Here is a 20426-nt window from a genome sequence, read left to right on the forward strand (position 1 = left end):
CTCAGCCCTCAGCCCTCAGCCCTCAGCCCTCAGCCCTCAGCCCTTGGACGGTACAAGCATGATGCATGACGTGCGACCTGTGCCGTCCGGTGGGACGCGTGCTGAGCAAGCGATCCTCCGCATGCACCGCCAACAGGAGAGGGTGACAACGTGAGTGCCTGGCTTTTGCTGCTTGCCTGGGTGTGGCCGCTGCTACTGGTGTGGCCGGCGTCCGGGGTGCGCTTCCGGCAGGACTGGGGCGCCTCAACCCTCAGTCCTCAGCGCTCAGCCGTGCCTTGGGTCGCACTGGGACCCCTTCCGGCGCTGGCGGCGGCCCTGTTGGTGCCCGTCGGCACCGAGCTGCCCCTGCCCTGGCTCTTTCTCGGCACGCACCTGGCGCTGGACGCGACGGGGCAGATCTACCTGGGCTTCACGGCACTGGTGTGGCTCGCGGCGGGCGTCTATGCCGCCCTGGGTGAGCGCGGCGGGCCGCCGGAGGCGCCGGCTGCGCGCAGCGGGCGCTTCGACGCGCTGTTCCTGCTGGCCATGGCCGGCAACTTCTGGCTCATCGTCGGCGCGGACCTGTTCAGCTTCTACGTCGGCTTCGCGATGATGGGCATCGCCTCCTACGGACTCGTCGTGCACGACGGCAGCCCGTCCGCGCTCTGGGCCGGCAAGGTCTACCTGGTCATGGCGCTGCTGGGCGAGGTGGCCTTGTTCGCGGGCCTGGTGATGCTGGCCAGCGAGACCGGCACCACCCGGCCGGCGCTGGATGACGTGAGCGCCCTCGGCAACGCCACCATCGCGCTGCTGCTGCTCGGGCTCGGCGTCAAGGCGGGCCTGGTGCCGCTGCACCTGTGGCTGCCGTTGGCGCATCCGGCGGCGCCGGTGCCGGCGAGCGCGGTGCTGAGCGGCACCATGATCAAGGTCGCGCTGCTCGGCTGGTTCCGGTTTCTGCCGGTGGGTGATCTGGCGCTGCCGGGCTGGGGGCACTGGCTGGCGCTGGCGGGGCTCGCCACCATGACCCTGGCGCTGCCGGTGGGGCTGGTGCAGCGCGACGCCAAGGTCATCCTCGCCTACTCCAGCATCGCCAAGATGGGCTTCCTGATGACCGCCCTCGGGCTGGTGCTGGTGGAGCCGGCGCTGGCGCCGGTGGGCGTGGCCGGCATCGCCTTCTACGCGGCCCAGCACGGGCTCGCCAAGGGCGGACTCTTCCTCGGCGTGGGCCTGCGCAAGCACGCCGGCGCGCCGGGCACCACAGCCCAGGCGGCGATCCTGGGCGTGATGGTGCTGCTGGCCCTGGCCCTGGCCGGGGCGCCCTTCACCAGCGGCGCCGTGGCCAAGTACGACCTGAAGCCCGTACTGGAGGCCACCCAGTGGACCTGGATCGGCGCCGTGGTGGCAGTGACCACCGTCGGCACCGCCCTGCTCATGGCACGCTTCGTCTGGGTCGCCGCGAGCATCAAGGGCCACGCCGAGCCACACTGGGCCTGGCCGCTCGCGGCCTGGGGCCTGCTCGCGGCGCTGGTGGCGCTCTTTCCCTTCGCCTTCGGCAAGCCCGCCGCCTGGCTCAGCAATGCCCTGCCGGTGGGCATCGGCGCCGGCGTCGCCGCCACGGTGGCGCTCATCGCCGCGCTCCAGCCCAGGCTCTTCGCGCCGTTCATCGGCCTGGTGCCGGCGGGCGACCTGCTGGCCCTGCTCACGCCGCTGCTGCGCGCGGTGAAGGAGATGGGGGAGGTCTTCCTGGAGGACCTGGGCCGCGCCTGGAGCCGCGTCGAGCGCGCCGCCTTCGCCGCCTTCGAGCGCGTCTTCGGCACCCCCGCCGGTGACGTGGAGCGCGGGCTGCGGCAATGGCCGGTGGCCGGCGCCCTCTGGGTGGGCATCAGCGCGGTGCTGCTGCTCCTGCTGCTGGCCGCCCAGGCGCCAGGTGGCAGCTAGCGCCCCCGGCTCCGTGCCCGCCGGGTCCAGTGCCCCCCAGTTCATGCCCCCGGTTTTCAGTGCCCCCTTTCCGCGACCCGGTGAAGCGCTCCAGTGCATCGCCCGATGGCCCAAGGCAATGGCCGAGTCCGGGCGATGGAAAGCGAGACCCCGGCGCGGGGCCACATGCCGCGGGCGGCCACCGGCGCAGGCGAGAGGGCGTGTCGTGACCTGCTGCCACGCTGGAGCGTGGCGGCCAGCGGGGGAGTTGGCCTGTCGGCGGGCCGGCAGACGCCGCTCGGGATAGAATGCCGGCGTCGGGCGCGGCGCAGGCCGCCAGCCCCTCTTCAAGCGCGAGGCCGTTCGCTTGCCGCCGTCCGCCGATCACCCAAGACCTCCCAGCCCCCCCAGGCGCCCCTCGCCCGCAGAGGCGCTGCGCGGTATCGACTGGGCCTGGCAGCGGCTGCCGGCGGGACTGGACCTGGGCGCACTGACGGATATCCAGTGGCGGGCGGATGCCTGCACGCCGAACTCGGTGCTGTGCTTCCAGTGCCATGACGCCGGCCCGTCCGATGCCGAGCTGTATCGGCGCTATCTGGCGGACAGTCCCTTTGCCCTGCTGGTGACCAACCGCCGCATGGACTGCTTCGACGCCCTGGGGCACAAGGGCATCTGCGTCGCACGCCCAGAGGCTTACGGGGATACGGTTGCCCGGCTCTGCGACGCCTTCCATCCGCTGCCGGCGGGCCACTGGCGCATCGCCGCCGTCACCGGCACCAACGGCAAGACCACCACCGTCAAGTACCTGGAGGCGCTGCTGCGGGCCGCCGGCGAGCGGGTGCTGACGGTGGGCACGCTCGGGCTCGCGCTGAACGGCGTGGACCAGGTCATCACCGGCTTCACGTCGCCGCCGCTGGTGGAGCTGCGCCGGCTGCTGGCGGACTACCAGGACCGCGCCGATGTGCTGGTCACCGAGGCCTCCAGCCATGCCCTGCATCAGGGGCGGCTCGGCGGCCTCGCCTTCGACGCCGCCGGCTGGACCAATTTCAGCCTGGACCACCTGGACTACCACGGCACCGAGGCCGCCTACTTTGCCGCCAAGGCGGCCATCCTGGATCACCTGCCCGCGGGGGTGCCGCTGGTCACCACCAGTGCCGACGTGGCCGCGCGCCTGGGCCGCGAGCACCCGGGCGCCCCGGTGGAGCTCATCGCACCGCCGGCGGCGGAGCCGGTGATGCTCCGGACCCGGCCCTTCCTCGCGCTCGGCTACAACCGGGCCAATTACGCGCTGGCACTGGCGCTGGCCGGGCGCATTCTGGCGCTCAGTGCCAAGCGGCTGCCGCCTGCGCCCTGGCGCGCGCTCGCGGCGGTGGACGGCCGCTTCGAAACCTTCGTCCACAGCAACCGCACGGTGGTGGTGGACTTCGCGCACACCCCGGATGCGCTGGAGAACGTACTGACGGCCATCCGCGCCGCCTTCCCGCACGCCCGGGTGACGACCCTCTTCGGTTGCGGCGGCGACCGCGACCGCGGCAAGCGCCCGCTCATGGGCGCCGCCGTCTGCCGGCACTCGGACCACGCCATCGTGACGTCTGACAATCCGCGCTTCGAGGACCCGCAGGCCATCATCGACGCGACGCTCGCCGGCATGTCCGGCTGCGCCGCGGCACCGGAGACCATCGTCGACCGGGCGGCGGCCATCCGCCACCTCTTCGACCGTCTGGCCACGGCGCCAGCGGACGAGCCCCAGGTGGCCCTCATCGCCGGCAAGGGCCACGAGCGCTATATCGACCGCAAAGGCGCCAAGACCTATTTCAGCGACCAGGACGAGGTGGCCCGCAATTTCGCGCACCTGGGCTGGCCACTGACCGGGCCGGACGGCGCATGAAGCATGCCTGCACCCTCGCCCTCCTGGCCTGCCTGCTCGCCCTCGCCGGCTGCGGCGGCGGCGGGCGTGTCACGGGCAGCAGCATCAGCGCCTGCATGGACCCGGCCCAGGCGCGCTCGGCGGACATCCGCCGCAGCCTGACGGCGCTGCGCGGGGCGCCCGTATGCTATCGCCGCCAGGAGGTGTACGAGGGCGACTTCCACTGGACCTTCCACATCCTGGAGCACACCCGCGCGCCGGACGGCCCCTTCTGGGTGCTGCCGCACGACAACGAGAACGCCGCCTTCGACGCCGGCGTGCATGCGCTGCTCACCTACGGCGGCGGCCTGCTGGCGGTGGACGCGGGGGGCCAGCGCACCTACCGCGGGCAGGACCCGAACCGCAATTTCTCGTCGAGCCGCGGCGAGTCCAGACTCTGCATCGCACAGCGTCGGCCGGCGCCGCGCTATACCCGGGCCATCCTGGATCACTACCGCGGCAGGCCCAGCCCCATCCTCGCGCTGCACAACAACGGCAACGGCCACGCCGGCAACGGCGGCTACGGCAACATCTCCATGCGCCGCACCGGCCCGCTGCTGAGCCACTGGCCCGGCGCCGCCGGCCGCGGCAGCCCGGCGCTGGCGGACGAGGACAACCTGATCTTCGTCGCCGGACGCCGGGCCGCCTATGCCGACCCGGCCCTGCGCCGGCGCATCGAGGCGCTGAACGGCGCCGGGCTCAACGTGATCCACAAGCAGGTGACGGCGCAGAGCTTCGACTGCTCCCTGTCGGACTATGTGGCACGCCACGGCCTTGGCGAGTACTACAACCTGGAGGCCGAGCACGGCGCCCGCGCCACACAGATCGAGATGGTGGACCGGCTCATGGCGGTGCTCGGCATCCGGGCGCTGCGCACACGCGACGCGCGCAATCCCTTCCTCGGGTGACGCGCCATGATCGGCCAAACCCTCTATTCGACCCCAGCTGCGCTGGTCCTCGGCGTGCTCGCGGCACTGCTGCTGCCGGCGGGCGCGCCCTATGTCGCCTGGCTCGGGGAGATCTTTCTGTCCCTGCTGAAGGTACTGATCCTGCCGCTGATCCTGTTCTCCATCTACACGGCGCTGGCGGGGGGCGCAGACCTGAAGCGCCTCGGCAGCCGCACCCTCGGCTTCTATCTGCTCACCTCCGCCGCAGCGGCCACCACCGGGACGCTGCTCGGCTGGCTCTTCTCCCGCGACGTGGCGCCCGGCCTGCTGGCACTGCCGCAGGTGAGTGCAGAGGGCGCCGCGTTCAGCATGGCGGCGCTGGTGGCCAACTTCGTGCCCCAGAACCTGTTCGCATCCCTCGCGGAGGGCAACATCCTGCATGTGGTGGTCATCGCCATCTTCGCGGCGCTCGCCGCCCGCGGGCTGCCCGCGGCGCAGCGCGGGCTGCTCCAGGACGGCGCCGCGGCGGTGAACGCCCTGCTCATGCGGATGCTCTCCCTGCTGCTGCTGGCGGCGCCCGTGGGCATCGCAGCGCTGGTGTACGCAAGCCTCGCGGGCATGGATTGGGGTGCGGTGCTTCAGCTGCGCCCCTTTGTTTGGGCCGTCGCGCTGGCGGCGGCGGTCCATGCCGGGCTGTTTCTGCCGGTACTGCTCTGGCTCGGCAGCCGGCGCGCGCCGCTCAGGTTTCTCGCCCAGGTGCGGGCGGCACCGGCCACGGCGCTTGCCACCGCCTCCAGCTCCGCCACCTACCCCGTCTCCAAGCGCGTGCTGGAGGACCATGCCGGCCTGAGCGCCGACACCACCAGCTTCACCCTGCCCCTCGGGGCGACGCTCAACATGGACGGCTCGGCGCTGTATCAGTCCATCCTGCTCATCTTCATCGCCCAGCTCGCCGGGGCCGAGGTCAGCGTCGCGCAGGCCCTGCTCATCGTGCTGCTGACCATGGCCTCCAGCGCCGGCACCGCCGGCATCCCCGGTGGCGGCATCGCCATGATGGCCTTCATGCTGGACCTGCTCGGGCTGCCGCAGACCTACCTTGCGTTGTACCTGGTCGTGGACCGCTTCTTCGACTATCCCATCACCGCCGTGAACGTCTGGGGGGACCTCATCGTCGCGGCGGTGGTGGACACGCCCAAGCGCGCGGCGCGCGCCGACGGGTGAGCCGCGCGGCGCCCGGCGCAGCCGAAGCCGAAGCGGCTGCTGCCGGGGCGCCCTGTGCATATCCCTCCCACTGGGGCATTGCGCCCGCCAACCGGCCTATTTCCACCGACCTCTCAACCGGTTAAGCCGACCATGCTTCACCGCGCCGCACGGGATCGCGGACAGCCATGCCGCAGACCGAATCAGCGGCACATTTCTTGTTTCCTGCCTCATTGAGCTGATTGACGGTCCTATTCCTCGGGTCCTTTTGGCCCCGCGCCAAGCGCACCAGCGCTCACCTGAGCACCAAAGTCGCGTGCCGCGCGTTGGCCCCGCAATTGCACCCTGCCCAGCGAGCCGCGCGCATCGCCGCGGCCGTACCCGAGCACAAACCTGAGGAGACTCTCATGTTCAAACCGAACCGATTCCGCCAGCTGACACCCCGCATGTCCGTCATCGCCATGACCCTTGCCCTCGGCGGCACCTGCCTGGTCGCCGGCCCCGTCGCGGCCGAGACGGATGCCGGCGACATGAGCCGGCAACAGTCGGGCGCCATGGGTGCCCCGACGCAGCCGCAGCAGGGGTCCATGGCCGGGCAAGGGCAGCAGCGGATGGGCACGGCGCAAGGCCAGGCGAGCGGCAGCGGCAAGTCCATCGCCAAACAACTGCCGGACCGCTACAAGCTCAGCACCTGGATGGGTAAAGAGGTGCAGAACAGGCAGGGTGAGAAGCTCGGCACGGTCAAGGAGCTGGTGATGGACGATCTGGGCCGGGTGCGCTACGTCGTTATGCAGAGTGACCTGCTCGCCGGCAGCAAGCGCGGCGACATGGTGACGGTGCCCGTCGGGCATTTCGTCTATCCGCTGGCCCGCAAAGACAGCCTGGTGTTCGACACCACGCCGGCCAAAGTGCAGAACGCACCGGCATTCGGCCGCACCTCCGCGACGCCGAACATGGGGCGACAGGACGTGAGCAGCGTGATCATCGCCTATTGGCTGCCGGAAGACCAGAAGCAGCGCATGGCCGCGGAGCAGCAGGGCCAGCAGAAGGGTCAGCGCCAGGCTGGGACAGACTCCGACCAACAGGGCGGCATGACAGACTACGACATCGATCAGTACGAGCCGAACCGCGACGTCGTGAATCTCTCCCAGCGCAAGGGCGCCATGTTCGAGGAGCTGGACCAGAACGACAACGATGTCATCGACCGGCAGGAGGCCCAGGGACATGCCCAGCTCTCCAAGCGCTTCGACGAGGTGGACACCTACGGCAACCAAGCCATCACCCGCTCTGAATTCGCCGCCTTCGAGATCGACGAGGACAGCAGCGACATGGGCCGCTCGGGCCGGAAACGCCAGGGCGACTCCATGGGCCAGTAACATCGCCGATACGGGCTCGGCCGCCTGCAATGCCGGGCTGCGACGACGGCAGGGATGCCGCCGCGCTCTGCAAGCCATATCCAACGCGGGCCTCGTATCCTCCAGCCTGGCTCGGAGCTGCGTATGCCCGCGTGCGAGCACGTTGCATCATCCCTCGCCCGCCGTTTTCATCGCAGGATCACCAATATGGCCTGGTGTGCCCCATCAATCTCCAGCCGCCATCAATCTCCAGCCGACGTCCCGCGTGAGCAACCATGCCGAACACCCATCACCCTGCAGCCCCGGATTCGGTCACTGCGACAGAGACGCAGCGGCTACGCCTGCGCGATGCCTGGCGGCACCCGCGCCGCTGGGCCGACCAATTGGGCGCTTCCCGGGCCGGTCTTTGGCTCATCGGCGTCGCATCGTTTCTTGAGACCATCATCGTCCCGATCCCCATCGAGGTCGTGATGATTCCATATATGCTGGCGCGGCGGGACCTGCTCTGGCGCATCGCCGCAGTCACCACCCTCGCCTGCCTGCTGGCGGCAACCTTGGGCTATGGCCTGGGATACTTCTTCTATGACAGCCTGGGCCGTGCCATGATCGATTTCATGGGCTGGCAGGAAGACTATACCTTCTTCCAGGAGTGGTTCAATGCCCAAGGCTTCTGGGCCATACTCGCCATCGGCGTCGCTCCCATACCCTTTCAGATTGCTATGCTCGTCGCCGGCGTCGCGGCCTATCCGCTGCTGTTGTTCATTCTTGCCGCGACCATCGCCCGGGGTATTCGCTATTTCGGGCTCGCATACCTGGTTCACCGATTTGGCGATCAAGCGCTCGGGCTGTGGGAGCGCCACCGAGTCACCGCCAGCATCGCTTTACTGGTGCTCATCGGTGCGCTCGTGGCTTTCAATATCTGAAAACAACGGCGCCCCTTGAGCCGGCGCGTGAGTGGCGCATCCCTGCGCCGCGCTCGGCCGCCAAGCGTGTCAGCCGGTAAGTCAGTGCAGCCAGCTGAGCAGGCTCAACGGTCCTTCTTGGTCTTATCGTCAGACTCGAAGGCCGCGAAGTCAGCCCGCTCGATCTGGACCTCCTCTGACTCCCCGAGCTCCTCCAGGTCAGCGTCGTCCCAACCGGGCAGGCCTTTGATCATAACCTTGGAGTCGATGTCATCGGGCAGCACGACCGCGTCGTCCTTCAGGCGCAGTTGGTCGATGGCCACCGCAATCTCCTGGTCGCCCATGTCGAGAAAGCCGCCAATGGAGATGACAGCATAGGCTGTTTCATCCTTTGCGCGTCGAACGACCCCATTGACGTCGCCGAGGTGGATGCCTTTGCGGTTCACCACCTCCATGCCGACGATCTCTTCGGCGCGCATCCGCTTCCTTGCACCCTGCTTTCCGGACATCTGTTGCCCGGTTTCACCTTGCGCCTGCTGCATCTCCTTTCCTTGCTCCTCGGCGAGTGCTGTGCCAGTCCCGAAGGCAAGGGTGAAGGCCAGGGTACTGACGGCAATGATCGGAAGCTTCATAAAGCTCCTCCTCTGTGATGGCTCATTGGTGGAAATGTCCGGCATTGCTGCGCGACGGACACGAAACCAAGCTGCAGAAGCCGTGCCATGCGCGTCGCGCCGGTACACCGCTTGCCGAGCAGACGCAACAACGGCTTGCGCACGTCAGGGCAGCGGTGCGCCCTCGCCCAGTCCATCCTCCAGATAGAGCATTCCCGCAAGGACCATAAGCACCACCAGAATGGGTGTGGCGAGCAGCACACCGAGCACGCCGGCCAGCACGCCCATGATGAGCTGAAACACCACCAGCAGGGCCGGCGGCAGGCGCACGGCACGGCGCTGCATGAACGGTGTGATGCCGTAGCTCTCCACCAGCTGGATGCCGAGGTAGAGCAATGCGACGGAAAACGCCTGTTGCGGGCCGGAAGAGAGGCCCACGAGGATGGCCGGCACGGCGGACGCCACGGGGCCGAAGGTCGGCACGAAAGAGAACAGACCCGCGATCAACGCCAGCATGAAGGCCAGCGGTACACCCAAGGCCGCCAGTCCAATCCAGGTGAAGACGAAGACCACGGCCATGGAGGCGAAGCGCGCGAGGAGCCACCAGCGCAGGGCGTGGCCCATACGCGCAGCGACTTGGCGGGCCCTTGGGCGGGCGTCGGGTGGCAGCAGCCCTACCGCCCCACTGACATAGGTGTCGGGCTCGCTTGCGAGAAAGACGCCGAGCACCAACACCACCAGGATCCCGCTGACGGTACCCAGCAGGGTCGAGAAGAATCCGAGGAAATTTTGCGCAGTTTCGCGCAGTGTGCTCGATTCCCGCAGCGCCGTCAGCTCGTCCGCGGCGCGCCGCCCCCAACTGGTGCCTTCAACGGCGGCGTCGATTTCTGCGAGCGCCTGCGGCAAACGCTCACTCAGGGCTTGGATGTCCGCAGTGACCCGTGGCGCCAACAACAGAATGGCTGCCACGAGGATGGCCGTGAACGCCGCCCACAGCAGCGCCAGTGCCAGCCCACGCGGCATGTAGGTGAGCGAGCGCAGTCCGCGCACGCCGGCATCCAGCATGACAGCGAAGAGTACCGCCAGCATGAAGAGCAGCAGTACCCCCGCCAGCGCAGTCACCAGCCACAGCGCGAGCGCCATGGCACCCAGGGTGGCGGCGAGTGCAATAATTCTGGGGAAGGTCCAAGGCGCCGCAGCGCCTTGGGTCAACGCGTCGTCATCGCTCATTCAAGAGTCCCTGGCGACGGCATTGATCAGGAAGTGGTGACAGCCACGGCGGCCCCTGCCCCCTCATGACGGCCTTCATCGGCAGGGGCCGCCAGACGACCAATCAGGGCGCGGTGCCGCGACCGCGGACGAAGAAGATGGCCGCCAGCACCAGCCCCACCAGGAACAGGATCCAGGCGATGTTCGTGGCGGCGCCAGCGATGCCGGATAGGCCGAAGAGTCCAGCGATGATGGCGACGACGAGAAAGATCACAGCCCATTGCAACATGAGAAGCCTCCGAGTCGGTTGGTGATGTTGATCCACCCAGCATTCGAGGCGCGGAGACACGGGAGGAGGAAACCGCCCCCAGACCCGGCCCCACATGCAGGGCATCTGCACCCAAGGCGTCTACACAAATCGGGCCAGCTTCCTCTGCCCACCTCGGATGGGCCCCTCGAATCGAGCTGAGCCTTAGGGCGGGCCGCCCGCAGCGGACGACTGCGGAGGGTGCCAGGGGGCTGCACCCGAAGCGGCGCCGGCACGCACGCAGGTCCGGCTCCCGGCGAGACCGGCCTCTCAGGCCGCAGGACGCGGGTGGCTCATTTGCACCAGTCATTGGCGCAAATGGCCGACAGGGCGCGGCCGGCGCCCGGGGCACCGGCAGCACTGCGCTGGACTCTGCGAAGGCCAATCGCCGCCGCTGGAGCCAATGCAGGACGGGACCGACAAGGCCGACTGGCACGCGTCCTGCGCAGGCAACGCACAGCAGGCAACGAGACGCGGATGCCGGCGGAGGCGAGCCGCCCGATGCCGCACCGCACACAGTAGGAGCTCCGTCCAATGCAATACGTCGCCGCAACCCAGCCGAAGCATCGGCACGCCTCCGCCGACACCGCCGCGCGCCCTGTCCATGGGACTGCGGACGAAGCCGAGTCCCGCCGGCGCCTCGGCAAGCTCGCCCATGTGCTCGACTCCGCTTTCGAGCTTCCCGGCGGCTATCGGGTCGGCCTGGACGGCTTCATCGGCCGGGTGATTGCATTGCACTGGGGTACCGAAACAACGCAACCGAAGGACAGACCCATGCGATTCCGATATCTGATGCTCGTTCTCGCCTGCACGACACTGCCTTTCCTGGCGGGCTGCGACGTGGACGTGGAAGAGAAAGGCGAAATGCCGCAGGTGGACGTCGATGCCGATCCGGGCCAGCTGCCCGAGTACGAGGTCGAGAAAACCGAGGCAGGCCAGCTGCCGAGCATGGACGTGGACGCCGAGCCGGGCAAGCTGCCGGAAGTGGACGTCCAGGGCCCGGACGTGGACGTCGGCACCGAGCCGGTCACCATCCCGGTTCCGGACGTGGACGTCGACATGCCGGACGACGACGGCGAAACGTCCCAGCAGCAATGAAGCGCCGGCCGGTAACGGCCCCGCCAGCCGGTGCCTGGCCCCAGCCCGGCACCGGCTGAAGGCGGAGGTCAGGAAGCCCGGCACACCCCACAACGCATCGACGCTTGACGGGCGCGGGTCGAGGGCACTGTCCTGCTGCTGCACCCGTAGGGCCGGCATGCCTCTCTGACACGCCACAGGAGTCCGCATGACTCGCCACACTGATACCCACTCCGTGGTCATGGGCTACCTGCTCTGGATCTTCGGATTCATGGGCGCCCATCGCTTCTATTTCGGCAAGCCCATCACCGGAACCATCTGGTTCTTCACCCTCGGCCTGCTCTTCATCGGCTGGATCATCGACCTGCTGCTCATCCCGGGCATGAATCGGCAGGCGGACGACCGTTTCATCGGCGGCCCCAAGAGCTATAACATCAGCTGGATATTGCTCACCTTCCTTGGGGTGCTCGGCATCCATCGCTTCTACCTCGGCAAATGGCTGACCGGGCTCCTCTGGCTCCTCACCGGCGGCCTCTTCCTGCTCGGCTACCTATACGACTACTGGACGCTCAACGAGCAGATCGACGAAGTGAACGAGGACTTGGGCGCGCCGCTGGCTCACACCGGCCACGGCTGACCCCGAGCTGCCGCCCACCTGCCCCCAGGGGTGCCCCTGGGGGCGCCGAGTTTCACTCGGCCCACCGCCCGCGCGGCTCGACGCCGCGCCGGCGACGTCTTCAGCGCCAAGCCAAGCCCCACCCAAAAGGCTCCTACCGCGGCAGGCATGCGGCAAGCAACCGAGCCGACGCCGTCCCCAAGCCGCGCCGACGCACCACCGCACAGCGAGACCATCAGCGGAATCCGTGCTAGGTTGAAGCCGACCAATCAACCCGAGGAGGGATCGATGAGCAGCCGATCCGCACTCGCCGAGCCGCGCACTCCGCAGGTGGAGCATGCCGTGGAGCCCGTGTCCGAGGCCGGCCGCCTCGTGTCGGAGGAAGAGTATTGGTGCCGCTGGTACACGCAGTCGGACATCAAGTACGAATGGAACGATGGCCGCCTGGAGGAGAAGCCCGTGTCCAACTACGGCACCCTGCTCTGTTTCGCCTGGCTCGCGGAGCTGTTGCGCTGGTTTCTGCGCAGCACGCCGGTGGCGCAGGAGTCGGTGCAGGACATGGGCTTTCGGCTGGCCCTGCCGGACAAGACGGTGATCCGCAAGCCGGACCTGGCGCTGGTGCGCCGCGACAATCCGCAGCCGCTGCTGCCGCTGGATGCCTCCTATCACGGCATCTACGACCTCTGTATCGAGGCGCTGTCGGACCTGTCACGAGCCGGTATCGAGCGCGACACCGAGACCAAGAAGGCTGAGTACGCCGCCGGCGGCGTGCGCGAGTACTACATCGTGCACCAGGAGCGCGAGCACCTGGCCTTCTTCAGCCTTGACCCGGACACCGGTCTGTACCGTCCCATCGAGCCGGATGAGGACGTGATCCGCTCCACGGCGCTGCCCGGCTTCCAGTTCCGTATTGCGGACATGCTGGCCGGCAGGGACATCACCGAGCTGCGCCACGACCCGGTCTACAGCGACTACCTCCTGCGCGCCTGGCGCGAGGCGGAGGAGCAGGCCAAAGCCGAGGCCGCACGTGCAGAGGCGCAGGCCGCACGTGCAGAGGCGGAGGCAGCCCGTGCTGAGGCAGAGGCCGAGGCCAGGGCTGAAGCCGAACAGCGCGCGGAGGCCGAAGCGCAGGCGCGCACCGAGGCCGAAGCCGAGCTCGCCCGGCTGAAGGGGCTGCTGGGTCAGCCTGGTGGTGACTGAGGGCGCCCGGAGTCGACGGGGCAACCAAAGCGGACTATGCCGAGGGCGTGCAGGCACGCCTGGAAGACTTGTCGGCGCGGATACGCCGACTGGGCTACCGGCCGCAGCCGGCGCGGCGCACCTACATTCCGAAAGGGGATGGCCGCATGCGGCCGCTGGGTGTGCCCGCGTTCGAAGACCGGCTGGTGCAGGATCGGCTCAGCCTGATCCTGCAGGCCATCTGGGAGCCGGAGTTCCGGAACTGCTGCTTTGGCTTTCGCGCCGGCCGCAGTGCGCACGACGCGCTGCGCCGCGTCGCGGAAGTCATCACCAATGAACGGACGCAATGGGTGGTGGAAGCCGACATCCCAGTCTGAGATCAGGGGCTTCTTCGAGCATGTCTCCCATGCCCACCTGCTGCGCTTTCTGGAGCACCGCATCGCCGATCCCAACCTGTTGCGGATCATCCAGCGGTTCCTGAAGGCCGGCATCATGGAAGACGGCGTGTTCACGGCCGGCGTGGAAGAGACGCCGCAAGGCGGGTTGGTCTCGCCCGTGCTCAGCAACATCTACCTGCACTACGTCCTCGACCTCTGGTTCGAAGAGCATTTTGCACGGCGCTGTGCGGGCGAAGCCTACCTGATTCGCTACGCCGACGACTATGTGGCCTGCTTCGAGCACGAGGCCGACGCGCGCGCGTTCCTGGAGGCCATGACCGAGCGGCTGGCGCAATTCGACCTGGACGTTGAGCCGAGCAAGACCGCGCTGCTGGCATTCGGCAGCACTATGCTGGGACGCAAGCGCGTCGAGTACGAGGGACCACGGACCTTCAGCTTCCTCGGCTTCACCCACTACGTGGGCCGCAGCCGGCGCGGGCGCTTCGTCGTCGGTCGCAAGAACCACGGCCAGCGCCTTCGTAAGAAGCTCACGGCCCTCAATGCACGCCTGCGGGCACTACGCACGCAGGGCGGCAACGCGATGGTGGCGTTTCTCGCTCGGCACTTGCGCGGACACATGCAGTACTACGGCGTCAGCGGCAACAGCCGCTGGGTCGCGAGCTGCATCCACGTCGCAACCGGTCTGCTCTTCAAGTGGCTGAACCGACGCAGCCAGAAGCGCTCGCTCACCTGGGCACAGTTCGACGCCTATCTTCGCCGGTGGCTGCCGACGGCGCAAATCGTCCACGACCTCTACCCCGTCCCTTGGTGTAAGACTCAGACTGGGAGCCGGATGGTGTAACACTCCAAGTCCTACTGCTCCGAGTCGGGTGCCGAACCGTCGCATGGCAGAGATATTGTGGGACCGCCGGGAAACCAGGCGGCAAACAGAGAACACCAACTTCTGCCTAACCGGCGGCGAGGCCCCGGCTTACTCTCCGACCACGCTTTCCACCCGCAAACCGGCAGCTCATCCTGTCCGGCACCGTCGTCACCTTTGCGCGGCTGTCCAGGCGAGCCCTTCCAAGTCCGGCGACCTACCTGTACCACAGGGTTAGGTCTCACATGTAACAGCAGAAGGGGGTACATGGGGTCAATGAGGAACCTCGGGGTCAAGTCGTGCGTCTTGCCTTTCATGCTCGCCCCACGATGCAACCCATTCGCGTCTACACACTGAGACGCTGGCCTATGCCTTACGCCGATCTCGCAGTGGGGACAAGGCAAGATCTGACACTAAGGCTCTTTTACTGAACGAGCCCGAAGCGCATACGCCGGGCCTGGCATGGCTCCTTCAGCGCCACCTGACCAGTGGGCGCTTCTGTTATGCCCTGCTTGCGCCAGCGAAGGGCTGGCAGCCTTGCAGCAGAGGGGGGCGCTGCGCCGGCCGGAGCCGAGTTGCCAAGGCACAGGCCAAGCAATGGCTGTCGCACCTGGTCGATGAGGGCGTGATCGAGAAAACCAGCGACCCGGTTCGCTGCCGGGCGGCCCCGCGGCGGCTTGTGCAGAGCAGCTTGTTCGGGTGAGGCGCCGACTGGAAGTCGGTGGCCCCGGGTGGGCCGACTGGCAGTCGGTGCCGACTGGAAGTCGGCGCCCCCAGGGTGGCGGCGGCGCCGGGTGGGCCGACTGGAAGTCGGCGGCCCCAGGGGAGTCGGCGCCCTCGGTGCTGGCGCGGGGGCTCAGTGCACCGTCACCTGCACGCGGCGGCGGCGGTTGGTGGCCTTGGGCAGCTCGACGCGGAGCACGCCATGCTTGTAGCTGGCGTCGGCCTTGCCGGTGTCGACGGTGTCGGGCAGCGGGACGACGCGCTGGAAGGCGCCGTAGGCGCATTCGTTGACGTGCCAGCGGCCTTCGGTGCGCTCGCGGGCGACGTGCTTCTCGCCACTCACGATGAGGAAGTCGTCCTGGACCTCCAGCTGGATGTCGTCCTTGCTCATGCCCGGTGCCTCCACGCGCACCACGACGCGGTCGTTGTCGTCGAAGACCTCGGCGGCGAGCAGGCCCCAGCCGGTGCTGCGCTCGGCGAGCTCCCGGGCCTCGCGCCCGCGCTTCTCACGTCCGCCGGTGAATTTGGTCATGGCGCCGGAGGCCTGCCGGGAGAGCTGCTCCCAGCCTTCCACGACACGGCCCCAAGCCTGGTTGAAGCCTTCGCGAAGTTGTTGCATTGCCGTCATAGTGGTTACCTCCTCTCGATCATGAACAACGCATAGGCGGGTGCCGTCTACGCATCCGCCCATGGCTGCGGCTCGGGGGGCTGTGGGCTGGCGGCAGCGGCCGAAGGCCAAGGCCGGCCCAGCCCTCGGCCCCCAGCCCTCAGCCGCCAGCCCTCAGCCCTATCCTGTCGTCCTGACCTCGATCCGCCGCGGGCGCTGCTGCGGATGCTTCGGAATGCGCAGCCGCAGCACGCCGTCGCGCAGGCTGGCGTCGATCTTGTCCGCCTCCAGCTCGTTGCTGAGCGTGAAGCTGCGGCGCCAGCGGGTGCTGCGCACGTCGGCGTACACCGCCTCCGCCGTCTCGGGCAGGTCGATCTGGACCTCACCCTCGATCAGCAGCGTGTTGGCGTCCACCTGCACGTGCAGGCGCTCTTTGGAGACGCCGGGCATGTCGGCCTCGAGGGTGATGCCCTCGGCGTCCTCGAAGATGTCCACCGGCGGGCGCATGGCGTCTTGGGCGGCGCGTGCCGCGGTGCCGGCGGTGTCGGTCATGCTGGTGCTGGTCTTTGCGTTCATGGATGTCCTCCGCAATCGGGTGAATGGCTGTGCCTAGGGGCGCTGGTCCGCACCGGGTCAGCTCACGGTGATGCGCCGCGGCTGCGCCGACTCACGCCGCTGGACGGACACGTGCAGCACGCCGTCGCGGTAGGTGGCTTCCACGCGCTCCGGGTCCACGTCCTCGGGCAGGGTCACCGCCCGGCGGAACTCGCCGCTGTGGCGCTCACTGCGATACCAGCGCTGCTCCTCCGCGCGCTCGATGCGGCGCTGGCCGCCAATGGTGAGCAGATTCTGCTGGATGGAGATGTCGAGCTCGTCGGCGGTGAGCCCCGGGGCGAACAGGTAGACATCCACCCGCTGGGGCGTCGCGCCGATGTTGATGGGCGGCCAGCTGCCCACGGCGGGCGAGCGCAGCTCCGCCGCCTGCGGCCAGAGGCCGAAGCTGTCGTCGAGCTCGCGCTGGAGCCGGTCCAGTTGGTCGAAGAGGTTGCCTTGCAGGCCGGTGAAGGTACCGAACATCGCTTACGCTCCTCTGCGCCTGACACGCGCAGCTTGGGTTGCACGATGTGGGGCGACGGGAACCGCCGAATGGGACCTCCGGGTGTGTGCCTCGGCACCGCCACCAGCATGACGGCGAGCGCCGCCGGCATGGGTGCCCGAGGACGGCAGCACCGCCGCCGTCACAAAGCTTTAGCACTCTCCCCTTGAGAGTGCCAATTCCAAGTTTGGATCATTTCCCGCGCGCGTCAAGGGGTCCAACGCAGGCAGCAGCGCAGCGGTGCAGGTCGCGGATGGTCGGCATGGGCAGGGATGGGCGGGGCCGGCGCAGGGGCTCGGCTGCGAGCCTCAGCCGGCAGTGGCCGCAGCGCCGAGCAAGCGGCCGGCGAGCGCCTCGCCACTGAGCCAGGCGCCCTCCACACGGCCGTCCGCACACCAGTCGCCGCAGGCGCCGATGCCGCGGGTGCCGTCCCACAGGCAGCCGACGCCCAGGGGCTGCTCGGCGCGGGCATAGCGCCAGCGGTGTGCCTGCTGCCACACCACCGGCGGCAGCGCTGCGCCCGTAAGCTGTGCCAATGCCTCGCACAGCGCGGCGGGGACGGCCTCGGGGTCTGCCTCCAGGTGCTCGCGGCTCCAATCCGGCGCGGCATGCAGCACCCAGACCTCGCCGACCCGGCCCGGCTTGCTGGCGTCCCGTGCGATCCAGCCGAGCGGACCGCCGTTGACGAAGAGCGCGTCCCAGGGCAGATCCACGGGTGCCGCCAAGCCAAGCAGAACGGTCCAGCACGGCGCCATGGCGACTTCAGCGGCACGTGCCGCGAGCACAGGCGAAGACCCCAGCAGTGCCGCCGCCTGCGGGGCGGGGGCGCTCACCAGCACATGGTCGAAGCGCCCGAGCGCGGCGCCCGGGGTCTCGTCCTCGGGCTCGGCGGACAGCACCCAGCCCGCGCCGTCGTGCACCGGCGGCGCGACGCGGGTGGACAGGCACAGCTCCAGCCCCTCCGCCAGCATGCGCCCGAGGGCACTCATGCCCGGCACACCGACCCAGCGCGTGTCGCCCTCCCCGGCGGGCGTGATTGCGCCGTCGGACCAGGCGCCGAGCCGGCCGCGCCAGGGCGCCACGACCCCGCGCCGGGCCCAGCTCTCGACGCGGCGGGCGAAGCGCGGGTCGCGGGCGGTGAAGTACTGCGCGCCGTGGTCCGCGGCCACCGCGCCGCCTGGGGCCTGCGGGATGCGGCGGGTGGCGGCTCGCCCGCCGCGCCCGCGGGCCTTCTCGAACACCACCACCTGGTGCTGCTGGTCCGCCAGCGTGCGGGCCGCCGCGAGCCCGGCCACACCGGCGCCGATGACGGCGATGCGCAGCCGTCTGCCGGTGCCGGGCGCCTGTACTGCGTGTGCATAGGCGGTCATATCCAGGCGCCGGGCATGGTCCTGGGTGCTGCGCGGGCGCAGGCTGCCCACAACGGGCCGCTCCGGTGCGAAGGGCCGGTCGAAGAGCCCGAGGGTCCACAGCAGGCCGCCATAGGAGTTGGGGTCCGAGCCGTCCAGGGCGTGGCGATGGTTCAGGTCGATGAGCTCGGTCAGCGCCCGCCCGGGGGACTCGGTCCAGTGCGGGATGGCCTTGGCCCAGGTCATGCGCAGGTTGTTGTGCAGCTCGCCGTGCACCAGCAGCGAGCGCTGCACCAGGTCCCAGAGCCGATCGCCGCTCAGGCCGCGGGCGAGGCGCTCGTGGTCCAGCACCTGCTCGCGGCGGTCGCCGGCATGATCCGCAAGCGTCTCCCGCGCCCAGCCCGGCAGGGTGTCCCAGGCCTCCGGGTCGGCGGCGAAGAAGCAGAAGTTGTGCGCCAGCTCGCGCCAGATCAGCAGCTCGTCGAGGAACTTCTCGGCACCCTCCCCGCCCGCGGCCGCCGCCTCCCGGGCGATGCGGAAGACGGACACATGGCCGTGGTGGAGATAGGGCGAGAGCCGGCTCACGCCCAGGGACCAGCCGGCGGCGGCGTCGTTGCGCCGGCGGTGATAGCGGCCGAGGCCCGCATCCCGGAAGCGCGCCCAGCGGGCATAGCCGGCGCGGGAGCCCCCCGGCGTGTGCGCCACCGGCGGCAGGCTGTGGTCGATGGCGCAGTCGGCACAAAGCGCCGCGATGTCCGCCGTTTCCAGGTCCACCGGCGTGAAGGGCAAGGGGCCGGCGTAGGGCTCCACGACGGCCTCGCAGTCGGGCCATCTCCAGCGCACGCGCTCGGCATAGGCCTGCTCGTTGGCGCGGCGCAGCTCGAAGGCGCGCTTGAAGCGCCGCGGCTGCAGACGCATGGGCACCACACAGGCGCAGTCCACCTGCCACACCGGCGCGGCAATCCGCTCGGCGAGCCGCGCCGTCCAGGCCGGGAAGGGCGGCGCCGGGAAGTCCTCGGTGACCACCAGCGCGGCGCGCGCCGCGAGGGCGCGCAACGGCGACGGCCCGACGGCGGGGTCCCGCGGCAGGTGGAAGACGGCGCGGATGCCCTGCTCCGCCAGCGCCGCATGGGCATCCCGGGCGCCTTCCAGGATGAAGGCGTGGTGGCGGTCCGCATTGAACCTGTGGCGACCGCCGAGCCCCTGGTAGACCAAGAGCGGCAGCCCCAGCGCCGCCGCCGCGTGGCGCGCCGTGTCCAGCGCCGGGTTCTCGTGCCCGCGTACGGCATGGTGCATCCAGTACAGCACCAGCTCGCCGTCCGCACGCGGCGGCCCCCCGGACACCGGGCGCAGACGCTCGGACAGGTGGTCGGGCAGCTCAATGACGGGGATGCTGGAAGTGGTCATGGCGGGCTCGGGCTGACTCGGGCGGGTGCTGGCGGTGGCGGTGTGCGGCTCCGCCGGCGACAATGCGGGCGAGCACGCCGGATGCCACCGTCGGCCGGCCCCGCCGCCGGCTGCGGCTCCGGTTGGAATCCACCTGAGGAGCCGGCGCATGGATCTCCCGCAGACGCTGCACCAACGCATCCGTGAGTCGCTGGCGCCCCTCGCCGCCCGTGCGGCGGCGGCCGGCATCGGCGCGGACCGAGTCCATCTGGCGGTGCTGGGCGCGGCGGCGGTGGTATCCCTGCTGCTGCTGGCGCTGCCGGTGGTGCTGCCGGACCTGCACGCGGTGCTGCTGCTGTTGCCGGCGGCGCTGGCGGCCCGGGCGCTCGCCACCACCCTCGCCGCCGACCTGAACGCCCGGCAGGCGCAGCACCCGCAGGGCACGCCGGGCGACCCGGCCCTGCGGGACCTGAGCACGGCTGCCACCGACGCCCTGCTCTATCTGCCGCTCGCGGCCTACCCGGACGTGCCCGCCGCCCCGGTGGTGGTGCTGGTGACCCTGGGGCTGCTGGTGGAGATCGCCGGTCTGGCACCGCTGGGCCGCGGCGGCGCGCGCCGCGAGGACGGCCCCATGAATGCCGGCGACCGCGCCATCGTCTTCGCCATCGTCGGGCTGATTCTCGCCTTCGACCCAGGCACGGCGCACTGGCTGCCCTGGCTGCTGCTGCCGGCGGCCGTGCTGGCGGCGGCCACGGTGGTGCGCCGGCTGCGCCCGCAGGGGCCCACCGACGGCGCTGCCTGACACCACAGCCGCTTTTCCGCCGCCGGGTGCTGCTGTCGCAAGGTCCCTCGGGTTAGACTGC

19 protein-coding genes are annotated in these 20426 nt (G+C 69.6%); 12 read left to right on the forward strand and 7 right to left on the reverse strand.

What is annotated here, in order from left to right; all coding sequences use genetic code 11:
• The first annotated feature begins 150 nt into the window (after positions 1 to 150).
• From QZ607_RS17420 to QZ607_RS17445, 6 genes are all read left to right on the forward strand, one after another.
• Positions 151 to 1917: a complex I subunit 5 family protein gene (locus tag QZ607_RS17420; protein ID WP_295885240.1), complete on the forward strand. Its 1767-nt coding sequence runs from the start codon at positions 151 to 153 to the stop codon at positions 1915 to 1917.
• Between the two features lie 346 nt (positions 1918 to 2263).
• A complete protein-coding gene (locus QZ607_RS17425; RefSeq protein WP_295885242.1) occupies positions 2264 to 3784 on the forward strand; it encodes a Mur ligase family protein in 1521 nt (506 codons plus the stop codon).
• Positions 3781 to 4710, forward strand: coding sequence for a hypothetical protein (locus tag QZ607_RS17430; RefSeq protein ID WP_295885246.1), 930 nt, complete (start codon positions 3781 to 3783; stop codon positions 4708 to 4710). The genes QZ607_RS17425 and QZ607_RS17430 overlap by 4 nt, the downstream gene beginning before the upstream one ends.
• Positions 4711 to 4716: 6 nt before the next feature.
• The gene (locus QZ607_RS17435) at positions 4717 to 5910 is read left to right on the forward strand and encodes a dicarboxylate/amino acid:cation symporter (RefSeq protein ID WP_295885249.1); all 1194 of its coding nucleotides are present in this window, start codon (positions 4717 to 4719) and stop codon (positions 5908 to 5910) included.
• Positions 5911 to 6296: 386 nt separating this feature from the next.
• The gene (locus tag QZ607_RS17440; RefSeq protein ID WP_295885251.1) at positions 6297 to 7265 is read left to right on the forward strand and encodes a PRC-barrel domain-containing protein; all 969 of its coding nucleotides are present in this window, start codon (positions 6297 to 6299) and stop codon (positions 7263 to 7265) included.
• 254 nt (positions 7266 to 7519) lie between these two features.
• Positions 7520 to 8167 (forward strand): VTT domain-containing protein, encoded by a 648-nt coding sequence (locus QZ607_RS17445; protein WP_295885253.1) that lies wholly within the window; start codon positions 7520 to 7522, stop codon positions 8165 to 8167.
• Positions 8168 to 8271: 104 nt separating this feature from the next.
• Here the strand turns inward: QZ607_RS17445 and QZ607_RS17450 are convergent, their stop codons facing one another.
• From QZ607_RS17450 to QZ607_RS17460, 3 genes are all read right to left on the reverse strand, one after another.
• On the reverse strand, positions 8272 to 8778 hold the full coding sequence (locus QZ607_RS17450; protein WP_295885257.1) for a PRC-barrel domain-containing protein: 507 nt from the start codon (positions 8776 to 8778) through the stop codon (positions 8272 to 8274).
• Positions 8779 to 8922: 144 nt separating this feature from the next.
• Positions 8923 to 9987 carry an AI-2E family transporter gene (locus tag QZ607_RS17455; protein ID WP_295885261.1) on the reverse strand — a complete coding sequence of 355 codons (1065 nt, stop codon included), beginning with the start codon at positions 9985 to 9987 and terminating at the stop codon, positions 8923 to 8925.
• 103 nt (positions 9988 to 10090) lie between these two features.
• Positions 10091 to 10255 (reverse strand): DUF1328 domain-containing protein, encoded by a 165-nt coding sequence (locus QZ607_RS17460; protein WP_295885264.1) that lies wholly within the window; start codon positions 10253 to 10255, stop codon positions 10091 to 10093.
• A 552-nt stretch (positions 10256 to 10807) separates the two neighbouring features.
• Between QZ607_RS17460 and QZ607_RS17465 the strand changes: the two genes are divergently transcribed.
• The 5 genes from QZ607_RS17465 (at position 10808) to QZ607_RS17485 (ending at position 14384) form a co-directional block, all read left to right on the forward strand.
• Positions 10808 to 11371 carry a hypothetical protein gene (locus QZ607_RS17465; RefSeq protein ID WP_295885265.1) on the forward strand — a complete coding sequence of 188 codons (564 nt, stop codon included), beginning with the start codon at positions 10808 to 10810 and terminating at the stop codon, positions 11369 to 11371.
• A gap of 187 nt (positions 11372 to 11558) precedes the next feature.
• The gene (locus QZ607_RS17470) at positions 11559 to 11987 is read left to right on the forward strand and encodes an NINE protein (protein ID WP_295885268.1); all 429 of its coding nucleotides are present in this window, start codon (positions 11559 to 11561) and stop codon (positions 11985 to 11987) included.
• 267 nt (positions 11988 to 12254) lie between these two features.
• The gene (locus QZ607_RS17475; protein WP_295885270.1) at positions 12255 to 13166 is read left to right on the forward strand and encodes a Uma2 family endonuclease; all 912 of its coding nucleotides are present in this window, start codon (positions 12255 to 12257) and stop codon (positions 13164 to 13166) included.
• Between the two features lie 47 nt (positions 13167 to 13213).
• A complete protein-coding gene (locus QZ607_RS17480; protein ID WP_295885274.1) occupies positions 13214 to 13522 on the forward strand; it encodes a reverse transcriptase domain-containing protein in 309 nt (102 codons plus the stop codon).
• On the forward strand, positions 13479 to 14384 hold the full coding sequence (locus QZ607_RS17485) for a reverse transcriptase domain-containing protein (RefSeq protein ID WP_295885276.1): 906 nt from the start codon (positions 13479 to 13481) through the stop codon (positions 14382 to 14384). The genes QZ607_RS17480 and QZ607_RS17485 overlap by 44 nt, the downstream gene beginning before the upstream one ends.
• 874 nt (positions 14385 to 15258) lie before the next feature.
• Here QZ607_RS17485 and QZ607_RS17490 read toward each other — a convergent pair.
• The 4 genes from QZ607_RS17490 to QZ607_RS17505 all read right to left on the reverse strand — a co-directional run bounded on the left by QZ607_RS17490 (position 15259) and on the right by QZ607_RS17505 (position 19584).
• Positions 15259 to 15753 carry an Hsp20/alpha crystallin family protein gene (locus QZ607_RS17490; protein ID WP_295885279.1) on the reverse strand — a complete coding sequence of 165 codons (495 nt, stop codon included), beginning with the start codon at positions 15751 to 15753 and terminating at the stop codon, positions 15259 to 15261.
• A 159-nt stretch (positions 15754 to 15912) separates the two neighbouring features.
• Positions 15913 to 16308 (reverse strand): Hsp20/alpha crystallin family protein, encoded by a 396-nt coding sequence (locus QZ607_RS17495; protein WP_295885281.1) that lies wholly within the window; start codon positions 16306 to 16308, stop codon positions 15913 to 15915.
• A gap of 57 nt (positions 16309 to 16365) precedes the next feature.
• Entirely contained in the window at positions 16366 to 16809 is a 444-nt protein-coding gene (locus tag QZ607_RS17500) for an Hsp20/alpha crystallin family protein (RefSeq protein WP_295885284.1), read from the reverse strand.
• A gap of 327 nt (positions 16810 to 17136) precedes the next feature.
• Positions 17137 to 19584 (reverse strand): NAD(P)-binding protein, encoded by a 2448-nt coding sequence (locus tag QZ607_RS17505; protein WP_295885287.1) that lies wholly within the window; start codon positions 19582 to 19584, stop codon positions 17137 to 17139.
• Between the two features lie 148 nt (positions 19585 to 19732).
• Here QZ607_RS17505 and QZ607_RS17510 point away from each other — a divergent pair, with 148 nt between their 5' ends.
• A complete protein-coding gene (locus QZ607_RS17510) occupies positions 19733 to 20365 on the forward strand; it encodes a hypothetical protein (RefSeq protein WP_295885292.1) in 633 nt (210 codons plus the stop codon).
• The last annotated feature ends 61 nt before the right edge of the window (positions 20366 to 20426 follow it).

The organism is uncultured Thiohalocapsa sp., from assembly GCF_913063425.1.
GTDB lineage: Bacteria > Pseudomonadota > Gammaproteobacteria > Chromatiales > Chromatiaceae > Thiohalocapsa.